Here is a 14,494-nt window from a genome sequence, read left to right on the forward strand (position 1 = left end):
TGATTTAGCTATCGACTTAATTATCAACTTAGCTATCGGATTTGAATTGTTGGATCATTTTTAAAGGTTTCGGTACCGGATATCACCCATACATCACCTGCTTCACCGCCTTCAAGCACTTCAACCTGGCTCATACTGCGTGCGCCCAATTTAACGACTTTCTTATGAGCAACAGCGTCACTCACTTGATACGCCACTTCGCCGCCCATATTGAGAAAATCACCGCGTTTCACTATCAACACATTGGGTCTGTTTTCCAGTAAGACTCGGGCAGACAAACGCTGATTTTGACGTAACGATAAGGTGTTACTGTCAGCAAAACGCACTCGGGCGGTCACTTCACGATTACGGACTTCGGGTGAAATTGACGATAATTGGCCTACCACATTAACGTTGCCAAAACTCAGCTCGACATCCATCCCTAAACCCAGTTCATCGGCATAAGACTCTGGCACAGCCAACTCAGCTTCAAAGGCAGTTAAATCGACCACAGTTAATATTGGTTGGCTGGCGGCAATACGGGCTTTTTGCTCCACCAGCCAGTTACCAATAATGCCGCTAACCGGAGCGATAATACTCAAGGCGTTGGCTTGACGAGTTAACTCTCTCACGACTAAAGCCTGGCGTTGTACTTCAAGGGTGCGGTTTTTAATTTCAAAACTGAGGGTATCGCGCATAAGCTCGACTTCTTGCTGGGCATGCTTATGTAATAATTTGGCTTTGTGTAAATCATCTTTGCTTTTTTCAAAATCGATTTTGCTGATCAAACTCGACTCAATCAATTGATCGCCACGACGGCTTTCACGATCAGCCGCTTCTAAATCCACTTTCGCCATGTCTAAAATCTGGCTAACGCGCAATTGCTCACGGCGAGCATCTAACTTGGCACGCTCTAAACTGCCCTGCATGCCTTCAAGCATCGACTGCTGTTGTTGCAATTCACTTTGTAAACGCGGGCTTTCAATCTTGGCTACCACTTGCCCCAGCTCAACTTCATCACCTGGCTGACTTAATAGCGTCACCACACCTTCTTCCGTGCTATATAAAATCGGCGCATTGGCCGCGACAATTTTACCGGTAGTGGCAATATCTCGCACCAACGTGCCACGGGTTAAGGTTGCCAAACGTAAATCTGCACCATCAACCGAGCGTTGATTACTGTCATGACTTAAACTCGCCCACACCAACGCGCTCATCAATATGGCACCACAACCTATCATCAAGGGTAAGCGCAATTTACGGCCTAACTTAGGCGCAATAACAGTATCTTGGCTACTTGTGTCTTTAATCATCTCAGGTCCTTAGGTAACGCGCTGACCGCACCCACCTCTTCACATTTATGCCAAGATAAAGCACAAGCCATGCCAATAGTTATTTATTGTTTATTTTCAGAATGATAAGGATTTAAAAAGATAACCGAACACTCTAGAAGTGTCCGCGGACAGCGTTGAAAACTGTCCGATCATTGAGAAAGTGTCCGAGCGGACACTTATGGTTTTATGTATAGCGGGGGTTACCTTGTTAATAACTTTCTCGTCGTCCCGGTAGTGCTTTTGAGCCGGGATCCAGGTGTTTGTTTATGCTTTGTACTTATGGCCTACGGCCACTAACGTCGTGGCGCTTCACCCACACCAGACCAAGAGGAAATTAACGGCTATTCCCTCTTGGAACTCCCAGCCGCCACATCAAAATTATCTGAAAAGCGATAATTTCGCGACGTGGTTGAATCCAGCTTTTAACTTCGTCTGTGTGTTCTTCGGCCTTATTCGAAAATGCTAACGCTTCCGATGGGGCGTCCCTTCCCCTCGAAAGCTAACTGGCCGTCCATGGCCAGCTCACGTCATTTTCTTCAACGGCCTCAAGTTCAGAGTTGAATTTGCACATTTCTAACCTAGGCATCTAACTAATTTAGGTACAAAAATTGGTTAGAGCAACATAAAAATGGGTATCTTAGTTATTCTAAATGTGCAGATGATTAAGCGAGACGCCGCGAGCACATCCATGTGGGCTTAACCAAAACATCCCTGTTTTGGATACTCGCTGACTCATCTACACCAGTAATTTAATTCTCTTCGATATAGCCTTTTGTGTATCTAGTAGTAAGACTTAAACAAAAATTAAAACTATTTCAGCTAGTTAAGTAAAGCGAGGATGTTGATAACCGGGGGATGTTTCCTTTTCATCATGACGTAAATTAAACAGCAATATTTTCAAAAACTTATGTTTTGCAGAAATTTAAACCATGAATGACTATGAATGATCTTTTTGGCTGGCTTGTATTTTATTTAACTCTTGAGACAAAACACTTTCCATTGTGTCGTGTTGCGGTAGTTGTTTTTCAAGTATATCAACTAGTTCATTATATTTAGGTGAAGCACCAAGTTGTGGCAACAATATCGTTAAAATAACTAAGGGAATAGCCAAATAGGCAAACTGTTCTTCAGGTAAAACACCAAACAACATGGCGATTAAAAGGCCAACTAATATCGCAAATAACACTGGCTGGAACAGTTTACTTTTGTTTCGTGATTTAATGGCAGCTTTAACAACTGCAACTTCTTTTTGAGTCATATCCATTATCAAATATCCATAAAAAATAATGTTTTAGTATTTATCTGTGCGCGGTTTTAAAAGTGTAAATCACTTATTGGACTTGGTCGATGCCTTATCCTTATTATTTGGTAATTTTTTACTTAACATAAGATATTTTAAGACTTTGCTTTTTTTGCGGTAATTTTTTGTAAAGCTAGCCTAATACTAGCCAGACATCGATAGACAAGATGCCTGAACTCACACATTCTTTTATAAAGAGTTTTCAACGAACTCAAGTTCAGAGCTGAGTTTGAGGTATTTTCAAGTAGTGATTAGCTCATTTTTGGACAGGGCGGGTTAGTGCTTGGATAAGTGAATTAATTTAAGGGGGCGGTACTCCGCAAAATACAATAGTAGTATTATTATCTGTCTGACGATGCGATAGCTCTTAGTATTGAAACCAAGTTATACATTATTACCAGTGTCATAACTAAGCCTAAAACAAAAAATACATCTTTAACTGTAGCGCTTAATGCTGAGCCAAAAAATGAAAGTTGAACAAAAGTGGTTACTACACAAAGAGCTATACCTACTTTTTTGACCTTTTTGCCAATATACGTTTTACTGTTTCCTGCAAAAAAAATTATAAACCACGAAAATATTTGGAGCATAATCCAAGTTATTAAAAGTTTATCCATATTGTTATTATTTACTCCCTTTGAGACTGAGACTTGTAGTGGCCAACAATTATTGGCTAAGGTTTAGAATCATTCTTATTCATTTGGCGATACCCGCCATTATATGAATCTTAGCCAGAGAAAACACTATATCTAACTAAATTATGGACAGAAGCTTGTTAGTGCCCAAGCTCTAACACTCACTATTCGCATTATGATAAGTATGGTGAATTTAGGTTAACGCCATAGTCTCTTGTTATAAAGCTCGTACGGGAAAGCCTTCTAAAATCTCATCTAGGTCTTCGATAATAGATTGGAGATAGGTTTGATCAAATCCTGTAGAGAACTTAAGTTTGTTTCCAACACCAACACTGTCCATGCAATTACCCTCTAATTCAATTCCACCTCTTCCATTCCCGGTTAGCTTGATTTCAAGCTGCCCCTCAAGACTATCGAATGTAGCGGTACCTTTTAGGCAAGCATAGAGCTTTTGTACTTCTTTAGAGAACTTAACAAAATCATAGGTTTGAAAACTGGCAGGGAATTTACCACTGAAGCTTCCAAATGAAACACTAACAGAGCAAATAAGCCAGTTATCATCAAAAGACTCACTGCTTGGAGAATGTTGATACTGTTCTACAGTGATCTCAACTTGCTCATTTGGAGAACAACCGATGGATAAACTCATACGTTCCTTGTGTTTTATAACGTTTTAGTATTTATGCGTTGCGGTGTTTGCAAGGCATAAATCGCTGGTTGGACTTAGTCGATGCCACATCCATATTAATCAACGTATGATGCTATAGGAATTTACTTTTTTACGGTAGTGGTATTTTGTACAACCTTTCGGCTAATTGCCTGTTCTGATTACACCTTTCAAGATGGGGTTTATTGTATTTCATCTTTTTCTTTGCTCGGTTATTGCCTTTTACCTAATACACCTAGCTAACACGAAATGAGGAAAAACGAGCAATATGCCTTGCTTGTAAAGGGACAGATTCAACTCTGAACTTGAGGCCGTTGAAGAAAATAGCGTGAAGCTCACATGGATGTGAGCTTAGCTTTCGCGGTACAGGATGTACCATCGGAAGCGTTAGCATTTTCGAATAAGGCCGAAGATGGTTAAATACGCGGCCAGAAGCTGGATTTATTTCCGTCGCGACCTTTTCGCTGTTTGAAAATGTTGCCGGAACGGCAAGGGTGATCCAAGAGGGGATTGCTGTTGATCCCCTTTTGGCCCGTGCAGGGTGGAACCTTGCGATGTTAATTCAAACGGAGTTTGAAAATTCTGGTGTGGGTGAAGCGCCACGACGTTAGTGGCCGCAGGCCATAAAAGCAACAAGCAAACACCTGGGTCCCGGCTCACAATCATTACCGGGATGACGGAATAAGAAATCGAATATACCGCCACGACGGAATAAGAAATCGAATATACCGCCGCGACGGAATAAAATCTTACTTTCTTACTTTATCCAACGCCCCGCAAACCGCATTAACACCTTGAATTGCCCTTGGGGTTGCCCGATGCAGTAAATCGGCGTCAAACTGATATATATGCTGGTTTTTTACCGCGGGTAGTTCAGGCCAGTCAGACCAATTGATACCTAAAATATTGCCTTCATCTTGGCTTTGTAAAATCACTTCAGCGCCGGTTAGTAACACATTTTCGATGCTAATTTGTGGGTACTCACTTGCTGCATCATAAAACACATTTTCACCATGACACACTTCAATAAGGTTTTGTATCCAACTGCCTTTAGCCACCGTCATCAATGGTGTTGACCATAATTGATAGAACACTTTTACCGCTGGTTTCGTTTGGTTTTGCAACGTAATATCAGCCAACTGCTGACGATAGTCATCTGCCACTTGCTTGGCTTTAACCGAATGTCCGGTGAGTTTACCCAGCAGTTCAATATCCGTGGCAACATCAGCTAAGCTTTTAGGATCACTATTCACAACGGTAAAACCTAAATCACGTAACTGATTAATGTCTTCCATTTTATTACCGCTTTGCCACACCAGCACCAAATCGGGATTCAGTTCAATCACTCGCTCGATTTGAATACCGTAATAACCACCAATACTCGGAATATTCTTAGCTGCTGCAGGGAAATCGGCATAATCGGTGGTGGCAACAATTGAGTCGCCAGCACCAATAGCAAACAGCATTTCAACTCCATGAGGCGATAGAGCAATAATCCGTTTTGCTGGCGGCTTATCTTGTAAATCATCAGAAGCCGTCGGTTCAGCCGCGGGTAAAAAAAGTGATATAGACGAGAGCCATATCACTGTGATGAGCGTTAAAAATACACGTAGCAAAATACTGTCCTTAATCGAAATGTTTTTAATAATGGTTAGTAATAGTGGTGACTATTAGTGGTGACTAATGGTGGTGACTAATGGTGGTTGCTATTAGTGATTGCTAACACTCGTTATTTAATGATGGTGTTAACACAGATTATTGCACCAGTTTATCGGGCCAACCATGGTTATCAATGAAATTTACCAAATTTTTCGGTCGATAATTACTGTCATTCAGCCAGCGCGTTTTAACCGACTGATGCAATAATATCGGTGCTTGCTCGGGGTCTAGCTCGCGCATAAAACGTTTTTTAACCCGATAAAAGCTGCGATATGAATCTTGAATATCCGCCATAGGATTAGGCAATAAAGCATCGGCTAAATGTAACTCGACCGTTAAGTTAACTGCTCGCACTTGGCTTATCATCCACTGCAACGCTATATCAGACAAGGTGCTACCGTCATCATTGGGGGCAACGCTACCACCAATATTACTGTGGGCGCCAATAAACCAAACCTGCTGTATGTCTATGCTGGTACGAGGTGCCCAAATGGTTGGTTCAAAATCGCTGCGATGCTCATCTAACGCGAGTGCATGGCGAGCCACTTTGACATTTCGGCCTAACTTGGCGTCATAAAACTCATCTTTATCTTCAAACATACCTAAAAAAGACAGCGGGATCCCCATCGCCCCTACGGTGTCCCACACGCCAACAAAAGCCACTTCACGTGAAGGATGCGAATGTTGCTGACGAAACGCCACAGAGCGATCACCATCTGGTGAAAAAGGTTGAGTTTTCATTTTATAGTGGTCAAACGCTTGCTGAATAAGCTTGGCATCTGGCCGAGTGACAATACCGCAATTATTGATGAGGCCACACAAACAACGCACTGTGTATGCACCACGGCTAAAACCAAACAGGTATATCTCGTCGCCAGGAGAGTAGTTTTGCACTATGTAGCGATAAGCATCCATAATGTTTTTATGTAAGCCGCGCCCAGTTGCCCCACCAATCATGGAGTCATAGTACGAACCAATTCCCCAATCGTAAAACACCTGTTGCGGTACACCATCATCAGCAATGGGTTTGATGGCTCTGGCGAGTTTAAGTACATTAGTGGCGTGATCTTTTTCAAGATCTTTTTCTGGCCGATTCCAGGTTCCATCGGCACAAATGACAATACGTTTATTCATATCAATCCCTGACATTCTCTGAGCGAACATTCATAAAAATTATCATAGCCATAATAGACTAAATGCTTATTTGCACCACGGTAAAAATAACCAATACTCGACAGCTCACTTAATCATTCGAGTAACTGACCATGATAACAGCAGAACAAAGTGTATTAATGATTGTAGACGTACAAGGCAAGCTAGCCCAGGTTATGCAGCAATCAGCTCAACTACACCAAAAGCTTGCAGTATTAATTCAAGGTGCACAACTATTTGATATTCCGATTATTTGGTTAGAACAATTACCCAATAAATTAGGCCATACCAGCGACGAACTCGCACAAATATTATCGCAAACAACTAAACCTATCGCTAAAGAGCACTTTAGTGGTTGGCATTGTGAAGAAGCAAAACAACAACTTAACGCATTAAACCGCAATAATGTCATTCTTGCGGGTATCGAAACCCATGTTTGCGTTTACCAAACGTGCAAAGATTTACTGGCCAACGACTATCAAGTGCATCTTGTTGCCGATGCTGTTGCATCAAGGGGTACAGACAATAAAGTACTTGGGGTGCAAATGATGCTTAATGATGGTGCCAATCTCACCAATGTTGAATCACTACTGTTTGAGCTACAACATGTTGCCCAAGGTGATCGCTTTAAGGCTCTACTGAAATTGATAAAGTAGCCATATGATAATGGTGTGGGTATGATGTTAAAAAATATAACAAAAACATCATACCGCTATGCATCAATTTGATCGGCCCATTATTATTTTATCCGCGCCTCGTTCAGGCAGCACTTTGTTGTTTGAAGTTCTATCAAAAAGCCAGTCCATATGGACCATTGGCGGCGAAAGTCATGCGCTGATTGAAACCATACCCAAGCTGAATATCGCCTATCGTCAATTTAGTTCTAATGCGTTAACGGAACAAGATATCGATGACGAATTACACCAGCAATTACTGCTACGTTTTAGCGATGCGCTGCAAGATAATCAGGGTAATAAACCCGATAGTATTGATACGACTAATATCCGCTTTTTAGAAAAAACCCCAAAAAACAGTTTGCGGGTCGACTTTTTTAATGCGCTGTTTCCCGACGCTTTATTTATCTATTTAGTGAGGGAGCCTAAAGAAAACATCAGCAGTATTATGCAAGCGTGGCGGTCGAATAAGTTTGTCACTTACCCAAATCTACCGGGATGGGATAAGCGTAATTGGTCGCTACTGTTACCAGAAAAATGGCAGCAACTTAATCGCCAGCCATTACAGACTATTGCCGCGTTTCAATGGCAATCCGCTAATGAAGCGATTATGGATTCATTGCAAAAGATTGACAGTAATCGCTGGTGCATGGTGTCTTATGATCAATTAATTGCAGATCCTGCGAAAACCGTTAAGCAGCTATGCCAATTTACCGGTACGGATTTTGACCCTGCTTTAGCGCAATTATGCAGTAAGCCATTAGCGCATTCTCGCTACACCATCTCGACACCTAAAGCCAATAAGTGGCTCGAAAATTATCATGACATCGCCAAAATTTGGCCGAGTACGGCTGCAACACTGAACAAAATCAATCGTCATTTACACCAGCGTAGTCATCCCATCTATGACACTCAATGGCAGCAACACGACATTGCAGAGCCTGTAGCACTGACACCCGAACCAACTGAAAAACTCGCTACGCCAAGCGAGCAAAATGTATCTCGTAACAGTCCCTGCCCTTGTGGGTCTGGCAAACGATTTAAGCAATGCCATGGCCAGTTGCGTTAGCCAATTGCATTAGTCATTTGTAAATAGTCAGTAGAACGGGTAAAAATACCTTGTAAAGAAAATCATAACGTTAAGCGCCGCATACAGAGAGCCCAATTATGAAGTTACCCCATGAGTTTTATCAGTTACCTTTTCGCTTTGATGTTGGTCAATTAACCAAAGAGATCGGACAATTTACCGAAGAAGATTGGGTAACTCATCATGAAGGTTTTCAGGGCAATTCGGCTATTCCGTTAATATCGGTCAATGGCGAGTTTAATAATGATTTTAAAGGGCCAATGCAGCCCACTGCGGCGTTAGCAAAAAGCCCTTACATAAAACAAATACTCGCTTCGTTTGGTGAGGTGCTCAGCCGCTCAAGATTAATGCGCTTAGCGCCAGGTGCACAAGTGCCACTGCATTCAGACATTAATTACCATTGGTATAAACGGGTACGAGTGCATATTCCCATTACCACCACTGAACAAGTACAGTTTTTTTGCCATGACAAACAAGTGCACATGGGCGCCGGAGAGTGTTGGATTTTCGACTCATGGAAGCTCCACAAAGTGGAGAATAACAGCGACCAATACCGAGTTCATTTAGTGGTTGATTTAGCAGGTTCTAGTCAATTTTGGCGCACGGTGTTTCAGCACTCACGTTCAATCGCAGATGATCAATCAACAACATTAAACAGTCAATTCGTCGGTTTTAACCCAGACTCACCTACAACCTTCATCACAGAGCAATTTAATGCCCCAGTGATCATGCCTGTTGCTGAGGTTGAATACTTAACTAATGAGCTGTTAACTGAGGTTAAACACAACCCTGTAAATCAGATTGCCGAAGTGAATGCATTTTCAGTAGTCATCGCAGAGTTTGTGGCCGATTGGCGGATGTTATGGCTGCAATATGAGTGCACTAAAGCAGGTTGGCCGCATTATCATGCGCTACGTGAACAAACCATGATAAAAGCACTACAGTGCGCTAAGTCACTGCAACTGATCCATTCTGGTTCGGCGGTAAAGGCGTTCGAACAATTGGTTATCGTGGCGTGTATGAATGTTGAACTTAGTGAGCAATTAGCAACACGCAAACAGGCTATTACTTCGCCAAAAAACTCACCAGAAAGCGCAAATTTAGCATCCGTAAAATCTGCATCAGCAACATCAACATCAACAATAATACCAAAAACAGCAGCTGAAAATAACGCCCTCACTATTGCTGCACCGCCATCTCGCAATAGTCCTTGCCCTTGCGGCAGTGGCGAGCGCTATAAAGCCTGCCACGGTAAAGTGAATTAGTGAGAAGAATACCTGCATAGGTTTATCTAAGAATATATACAAAAATGGCGCCATTAGGCGCCATTTCTATAAAGTCAGCCAAACTAGGTTGTTTTGGCTTGTAGCAAATTCTTATTCCAAGTTCTGCTTAACTAAAGAATTGCAGTGCTGCTTTTTTCGCAATGGCATCCAACTCGGCTATTTGCTCAGGTATAAAAGCTTGATATTTGTCTGCCTGACCAATTGCCTTAGGATTCATAGGCTGCCTAACTTGACTAGCGCTAGGCGTTAATACGGCTCGGTCAGACTCATAAAAGGTAAAACATTGCGCTTGAGTCGTTAACTCACAGTAATCTAATATTCGTTGAATTTGTGACTCTGGCTCACGCACTAATTGCTCAAAACAAACATGTAAAATCTCATTAGGGTACAACCTATCCCAATGTTGCATGATGTCTAAATAATGTTGCCAGTAACTTGAAATACCCGCAAACGAATACGAATAGTCATGGCCAAAACTGAAAAACTGCTTAAATACACTTAAGCCATTGTCGACGGTATTACGTACCACATTGATGATTTTTGCTTGAGGAAATAAGGTTTTAATTAGCCCTATGTGTAAAAAGTTATTTGGGTTTTTATCGATTACATAGGTTGGTGCATCGCTAAAGTAATGATTCACTTCAGCTAAATACCGTTGGCGGAATTGATCGATATGACTGGCAGAAAGCTGGCTTAGTCTTGCATTATAGCCACCCGACATGTCCATTTGCAGCGCAAAGCGTTCCATAAACGGTAACTCATCGGTAGCGCCAACGTCACTGTGACAAGCCAAAATCTGCTCTACTAATGTGGTACCAGAACGAGGCATCCCAACAATAAAAATTGGTGTTTGGCTCGCGGTCGGCAAGCTATCAATATGTGGCGATGGTGCATGCCCAAGTAGTGACAACACAATATTGGCAAACTGGGCTTGTTTAAACGATCTGTGCTGCGCCATTATTTGATTGGCTAATAACATCGACTCACAGGCTTTATCGATTTGCTGTGTTTGCTCGTAAGCTTTACACAAAGCAAAATACACCAATGCCTGATTTTGTTTGCTTAACGACTCATCGGTTGCAAAACCTTGCAATAAGGTTACATCAGCCGTGCTGAATCGATACTGCTTTAAATCTGCCAAACTCCAATAGCCTACACCCACTTGCTTTGGGCTTAATTGAATATATTGCTGATAAAAATCTGCCGCTCGTAACGTGTCGCCTTTGGCTTTATATATATGACCTAAATTAAGCTGCACAGCGGGGTCAGAAAAATCATTTGCTACACACCATTCAAAACATTGTTCAGCTAAGGCCATATCACCGACTTTAGTGGCGACTAATCCGAGTTTGTATTGATTTTTCCCTAGGTTACTTTGGGTATTAATTAATTGTAATAAATACGTTTTCGCCAAGAAAAAGTCTTGTTTCACTTCAGCAATAGCCAATAAGCCAGTCAACACTGAAACCGCATGGGGATCAATAGTTGCTGCACTGACAAAATAGTTTTCGGCCTCATTATATTGTTGTTGCTGTAAATGAATCTGACCTAATAAGCTCAATGCCCCAAGGTGTTTATCATCACGCTTAACCACTTTTCGTGCGTACATTCTGGCCGATGAATAGTTTTTAGACTGAAACAGCGCTTCAGCTTGACTTAAATATTGTTCAATAATACTCAAACTAGGGTCCTTATTATTGTTTTGCTCACCCAAAGAATGGCTTAAATGCCTCTAAAATCAGAGTAACATAGAAAATAGTAAATTTTGACCACGCTATTGGCTCATATTGAACGAAATAATCAACTTCAGCGTACAATTATTTATATTCGCTACGAGTTCATGCGACACAAGTGAGATCTGATGAAAAATAATGAAGCTAAAGTGCCAACCAGTCGATTGTCCCGATTATCAAAAATGGGCGGACTGGCTTCTCGCCTTGCGGGTAATGTGCTGTTAGAAGGGGCAAAGCAGCTTAGCCAGGGTAAATCGCCGTCAATGCAACAACTGATGATGACCCCTAAAAACATTGGTCATGTGGCAGATAAGCTGTCGCAACTGCGCGGCGCTGCCATGAAAGTGGGGCAAATGTTGTCAATGGATGCCGGTGACTTAGTGCCTCCTGAATTGGCTGAAATATTGGCGAAGCTGCGTTCTGACGCTAAAGCCATGCCGCACAAACAATTAACTCAGTTATTAGTTCAGCACTGGGGCCATGACTGGCTAGCACCTTTTGCCCAATTTGAACTGCGCCCGTTTGCCGCAGCTTCTATCGGCCAAGTACATTTAGCCTATTTGGATACTGGCGAAAAGCTGGCGATAAAGATTCAATATCCAGGGATCCGCTACAGCATCGACAGCGACATAGATAACGTTGCCAGCCTATTAAAAGTCTCGCGGTTAATCCCCGCTAACGTAAAACTCGATACTTTATTGGCCGAAGCTAAAGCGCAGTTACATAACGAAGCAGACTATCACTTTGAAGCACAGCAAATCGCACTTTATCAGCAACAGTTAGGCGACAGCCCTCACTTCATCGTGCCTAAGGTGTATCCGAAATTGAGCAACAACAGCATTTTATGCATGCAATTTGTTGAAGGCGTCGCGATTGAATCGGTCGAACAGTATCCGCAAGATGTGCGTGACAAGGTTGCCAGTGCCTTGATGGAGCTGTGTTTTAAAGAGCTGTTTTGTTTTCAACTGGTGCAAAGCGATCCTAATTTTGCCAATTTCCAGTATCAAGCCGACAGCCAGAAAATTGTATTACTCGACTTTGGCGCCACTCGCACCATTAGCGACACATTATCGCAAGGTTATATGCAATTGATGCAAGGTGCGATTGCCGATGATAAACAACAAATGATACAAGCGGCACAACAAATCGGCTTTTTTCAAGACGCCATCGACCCACAACAAAAACAACTGATTATTGATATTTTTTACCAAGCTTGTGAGCCATTACGTACTCAAGGAACGTATGATTTTGGTGCAAGTAATTTGGCTAAAAGGATCACTCAGGCAGGTAAAGCCATGAGCACTCAACAAAATGAATGGCACACACCACCGACCGATGCTATTTTCATACATCGCAAGTTAGCAGGCATGTATTTATTAGCCGCTAAACTTAACGCCAATATTAATGTACACGCCCTGTTTAATCAGGTAGTTAATAGTAAAAACGAATAAGTTAACAAATAAGTAAAATAGATATATAAAATTGGTGTTTATTCACCCCAACAAGGAGAGTCACAATGTTCAGCCACATCATGCTTGGTGCTAATGATATCGACAAATCAAAAACCTTTTACGACGCCACACTTGGCGCACTAGGCATTAAACCTGGGATGATTGATCCTAAAGGCCGTTGTTTTTATGTTACTAGCGCAGGTGTATTTGCCCTCACTAAACCGCTTAATGGTGAACCCGCTTGTAATGGTAATGGCAGCACCATAGGTTTTCATGCCGATAGCGCAGAGCAAGCCAATGCTTGGCATGCTGCTGGTGTTGCGAGTGGTGGCGAAGCTTGCGAAGATGCTCCTGGTGTTCGCGACAGTCCAAATGGTCCATTATATCTAGCTTACTTACGCGACCCTTCTGGTAACAAAGTCTGTGTATTGCACAGACCAAAGGCATAATCGTCGTTATTTATAGTAACGTCTCTTATCAATAACTATGTCCAAATATAGATGAAACCAGTACGGTTTCATCTATTATTGATAGCTTAAGAATTGATAGCTTAAGAATTGATAGTTTTGAATTAATAGCTTAAGGCTATTGCCCATCGATTCGTTCAACACTATCCGCTTAACTCAACCAATGTCATCAGGCATGACTTCCCTCTATGTTATCCATTACTCACAAATTCAGTGATACACTTTAACGCCTATTCTTTTCGGCTGAACTTTGACTGAACGTTAATTGAGTACCATTATGTTTTCACGAATATTGATATTACTAGTTGGTTTTATTTGCTGTGTACCGCTTGCGATGAGCGCTGAGTCATCAGGCCAACTGACTATTACACCGCTCAGTAGCAATGCTTTGGTTACGGCTAACCAAAGCTCAAGCGACACAAATCCAACTATTTGAATACCAGTCATATTTCAAAACTGAAGACTTTGGTTTGGTCGATGCTAATGGCTTAGTGGTTGTTGAAGGCAAAGAGGCGTATTTAATCGATACTCCATGGAGCGAGAAAGACACTATTGCGTTAGTCGAGTGGATAAAGCAGCAAGGGTTTGTACTCAAAGCCAGTATTTCGACTCATTCTCATGCCGACCGCACGGCTGGGATAGGTTATTTAAACAGTATTGGGGTTAGCACTCATGTGTCTGCAATGACTCAGAAAATATTGACCACACAACATCAAACTCTCGCAAACCAGCCGTTTGATGGTGACTCATTTATCCTAGCTAATGGTTTACTCGAAGCTCGCTATTTAGGCGCTGGCCATACAATTGATAACATTGTGGTCTGGCTCCCGAAGGCACAATTACTCTTTGGCGGCTGCCTGGTAAAAAGCGCTCACAGTAAGAGTATGGGCTACATTGCAGAGGCATCGTTAACCGATTGGCCAGTAACGATTAGTAAGGTTAAAGCGACATATCCTGACGCTGAGGTTATTGTGCCAGGGCATGGCGCCATTGGTAATGCTCAGTTGCTTGATCATACTCAAGGGTTGGTTAACGATTTCCTTGCCAAACTACGTTTAGATTAACATTCC

13 protein-coding genes are annotated in these 14,494 nt (G+C 42.1%); 6 read left to right on the forward strand and 7 right to left on the reverse strand.

From position 1 onward, the window contains the following. Nucleotides 1–32: 32 nt before the first annotated feature. From AAEY94_RS05690 to AAEY94_RS05715, 6 genes are all read right to left on the reverse strand, one after another. Nucleotides 33–1,292, reverse strand: a complete 1,260-nt coding sequence (locus AAEY94_RS05690; protein ID WP_101085845.1) for an efflux RND transporter periplasmic adaptor subunit — start codon at nucleotides 1,290–1,292, stop codon at nucleotides 33–35. Between the two features lie 958 nt (nucleotides 1,293–2,250). Further along, the gene (locus AAEY94_RS05695; RefSeq protein ID WP_335689926.1) at nucleotides 2,251–2,577 is read right to left on the reverse strand and encodes a hypothetical protein; all 327 of its coding nucleotides are present in this window, start codon (nucleotides 2,575–2,577) and stop codon (nucleotides 2,251–2,253) included. A gap of 377 nt (nucleotides 2,578–2,954) precedes the next feature. Beyond that, on the reverse strand, nucleotides 2,955–3,230 hold the full coding sequence (locus AAEY94_RS05700; protein WP_182754969.1) for a hypothetical protein: 276 nt from the start codon (nucleotides 3,228–3,230) through the stop codon (nucleotides 2,955–2,957). Nucleotides 3,231–3,465: 235 nt separating this feature from the next. After that, nucleotides 3,466–3,897, reverse strand: a complete 432-nt coding sequence (locus AAEY94_RS05705; RefSeq protein ID WP_350977837.1) for a WapI family immunity protein — start codon at nucleotides 3,895–3,897, stop codon at nucleotides 3,466–3,468. A 767-nt stretch (nucleotides 3,898–4,664) separates the two neighbouring features. Beyond that, entirely contained in the window at nucleotides 4,665–5,483 is an 819-nt protein-coding gene (locus tag AAEY94_RS05710; RefSeq protein ID WP_049763570.1) for a cobalamin-binding protein, read from the reverse strand. A 187-nt stretch (nucleotides 5,484–5,670) separates the two neighbouring features. Then, entirely contained in the window at nucleotides 5,671–6,708 is a 1,038-nt protein-coding gene (locus tag AAEY94_RS05715; RefSeq protein WP_350977840.1) for a T6SS phospholipase effector Tle1-like catalytic domain-containing protein, read from the reverse strand. A gap of 131 nt (nucleotides 6,709–6,839) precedes the next feature. On the opposite strand from AAEY94_RS05715, the gene AAEY94_RS05720 reads away from it, so the two are divergent. The 3 genes from AAEY94_RS05720 to AAEY94_RS05730 all read left to right on the forward strand — a co-directional run bounded on the left by AAEY94_RS05720 (nucleotide 6,840) and on the right by AAEY94_RS05730 (nucleotide 9,752). Beyond that, nucleotides 6,840–7,382 (forward strand): isochorismatase family protein, encoded by a 543-nt coding sequence (locus AAEY94_RS05720; protein WP_182745197.1) that lies wholly within the window; start codon nucleotides 6,840–6,842, stop codon nucleotides 7,380–7,382. Between the two features lie 58 nt (nucleotides 7,383–7,440). Beyond that, entirely contained in the window at nucleotides 7,441–8,469 is a 1,029-nt protein-coding gene (locus AAEY94_RS05725; protein ID WP_350977844.1) for a sulfotransferase family protein, read from the forward strand. Nucleotides 8,470–8,567: 98 nt separating this feature from the next. Further along, entirely contained in the window at nucleotides 8,568–9,752 is a 1,185-nt protein-coding gene (locus tag AAEY94_RS05730; protein WP_350977847.1) for an aspartyl/asparaginyl beta-hydroxylase domain-containing protein, read from the forward strand. Between the two features lie 127 nt (nucleotides 9,753–9,879). On the opposite strand, the gene AAEY94_RS05735 is transcribed toward AAEY94_RS05730, so the two are convergent. After that, complete coding sequence (locus tag AAEY94_RS05735) at nucleotides 9,880–11,454, reverse strand: tetratricopeptide repeat-containing sulfotransferase family protein (protein WP_350977850.1); 1,575 nt, start codon at nucleotides 11,452–11,454, stop codon at nucleotides 9,880–9,882. Nucleotides 11,455–11,634: 180 nt separating this feature from the next. Here AAEY94_RS05735 and AAEY94_RS05740 point away from each other — a divergent pair, with 180 nt between their 5' ends. The 3 genes from AAEY94_RS05740 to bla all read left to right on the forward strand — a co-directional run bounded on the left by AAEY94_RS05740 (nucleotide 11,635) and on the right by bla (nucleotide 14,488). Beyond that, nucleotides 11,635–12,957, forward strand: a complete 1,323-nt coding sequence (locus AAEY94_RS05740; protein WP_335689913.1) for an ABC1 kinase family protein — start codon at nucleotides 11,635–11,637, stop codon at nucleotides 12,955–12,957. A gap of 65 nt (nucleotides 12,958–13,022) precedes the next feature. Then, the gene (locus AAEY94_RS05745) at nucleotides 13,023–13,406 is read left to right on the forward strand and encodes a VOC family protein (protein WP_101085857.1); all 384 of its coding nucleotides are present in this window, start codon (nucleotides 13,023–13,025) and stop codon (nucleotides 13,404–13,406) included. Between the two features lie 401 nt (nucleotides 13,407–13,807). Continuing rightward, nucleotides 13,808–14,488 carry a subclass B1 metallo-beta-lactamase gene (gene bla, locus AAEY94_RS05750; protein WP_350977855.1) on the forward strand — a complete coding sequence of 227 codons (681 nt, stop codon included), beginning with the start codon at nucleotides 13,808–13,810 and terminating at the stop codon, nucleotides 14,486–14,488. Nucleotides 14,489–14,494 lie beyond the last annotated feature (6 nt).

It is taken from the genome of Shewanella sp. AC34-MNA-CIBAN-0136, assembly GCF_040309945.1.
Taxonomy (GTDB): domain Bacteria; phylum Pseudomonadota; class Gammaproteobacteria; order Enterobacterales; family Shewanellaceae; genus Shewanella.

Excerpts from the sequence above, each read along its gene's own strand:
- AAEY94_RS05690 (WP_101085845.1), bottom strand. The coding sequence starts at position 1,292 with ATGATTAAAGACACAAGTAGCCAAGATACTGTTATTGCGCCTAAGTTA.
- AAEY94_RS05695 (WP_335689926.1), bottom strand. The coding sequence starts at position 2,577 with ATGGATATGACTCAAAAAGAAGTTGCAGTTGTTAAAGCTGCCATTAAA.
- AAEY94_RS05700 (WP_182754969.1), bottom strand. The coding sequence starts at position 3,230 with ATGGATAAACTTTTAATAACTTGGATTATGCTCCAAATATTTTCGTGG.
- AAEY94_RS05705 (WP_350977837.1), bottom strand. The coding sequence starts at position 3,897 with ATGAGTTTATCCATCGGTTGTTCTCCAAATGAGCAAGTTGAGATCACT.
- AAEY94_RS05715 (WP_350977840.1), bottom strand. The coding sequence starts at position 6,708 with ATGAATAAACGTATTGTCATTTGTGCCGATGGAACCTGGAATCGGCCA.
- AAEY94_RS05720 (WP_182745197.1), top strand. The coding sequence starts at position 6,840 with ATGATAACAGCAGAACAAAGTGTATTAATGATTGTAGACGTACAAGGC.
- AAEY94_RS05725 (WP_350977844.1), top strand. The coding sequence starts at position 7,441 with ATGCATCAATTTGATCGGCCCATTATTATTTTATCCGCGCCTCGTTCA.
- AAEY94_RS05730 (WP_350977847.1), top strand. The coding sequence starts at position 8,568 with ATGAAGTTACCCCATGAGTTTTATCAGTTACCTTTTCGCTTTGATGTT.
- AAEY94_RS05740 (WP_335689913.1), top strand. The coding sequence starts at position 11,635 with ATGAAAAATAATGAAGCTAAAGTGCCAACCAGTCGATTGTCCCGATTA.
- AAEY94_RS05745 (WP_101085857.1), top strand. The coding sequence starts at position 13,023 with ATGTTCAGCCACATCATGCTTGGTGCTAATGATATCGACAAATCAAAA.
- bla (WP_350977855.1), top strand. The coding sequence starts at position 13,808 with ATGCTTTGGTTACGGCTAACCAAAGCTCAAGCGACACAAATCCAACTA.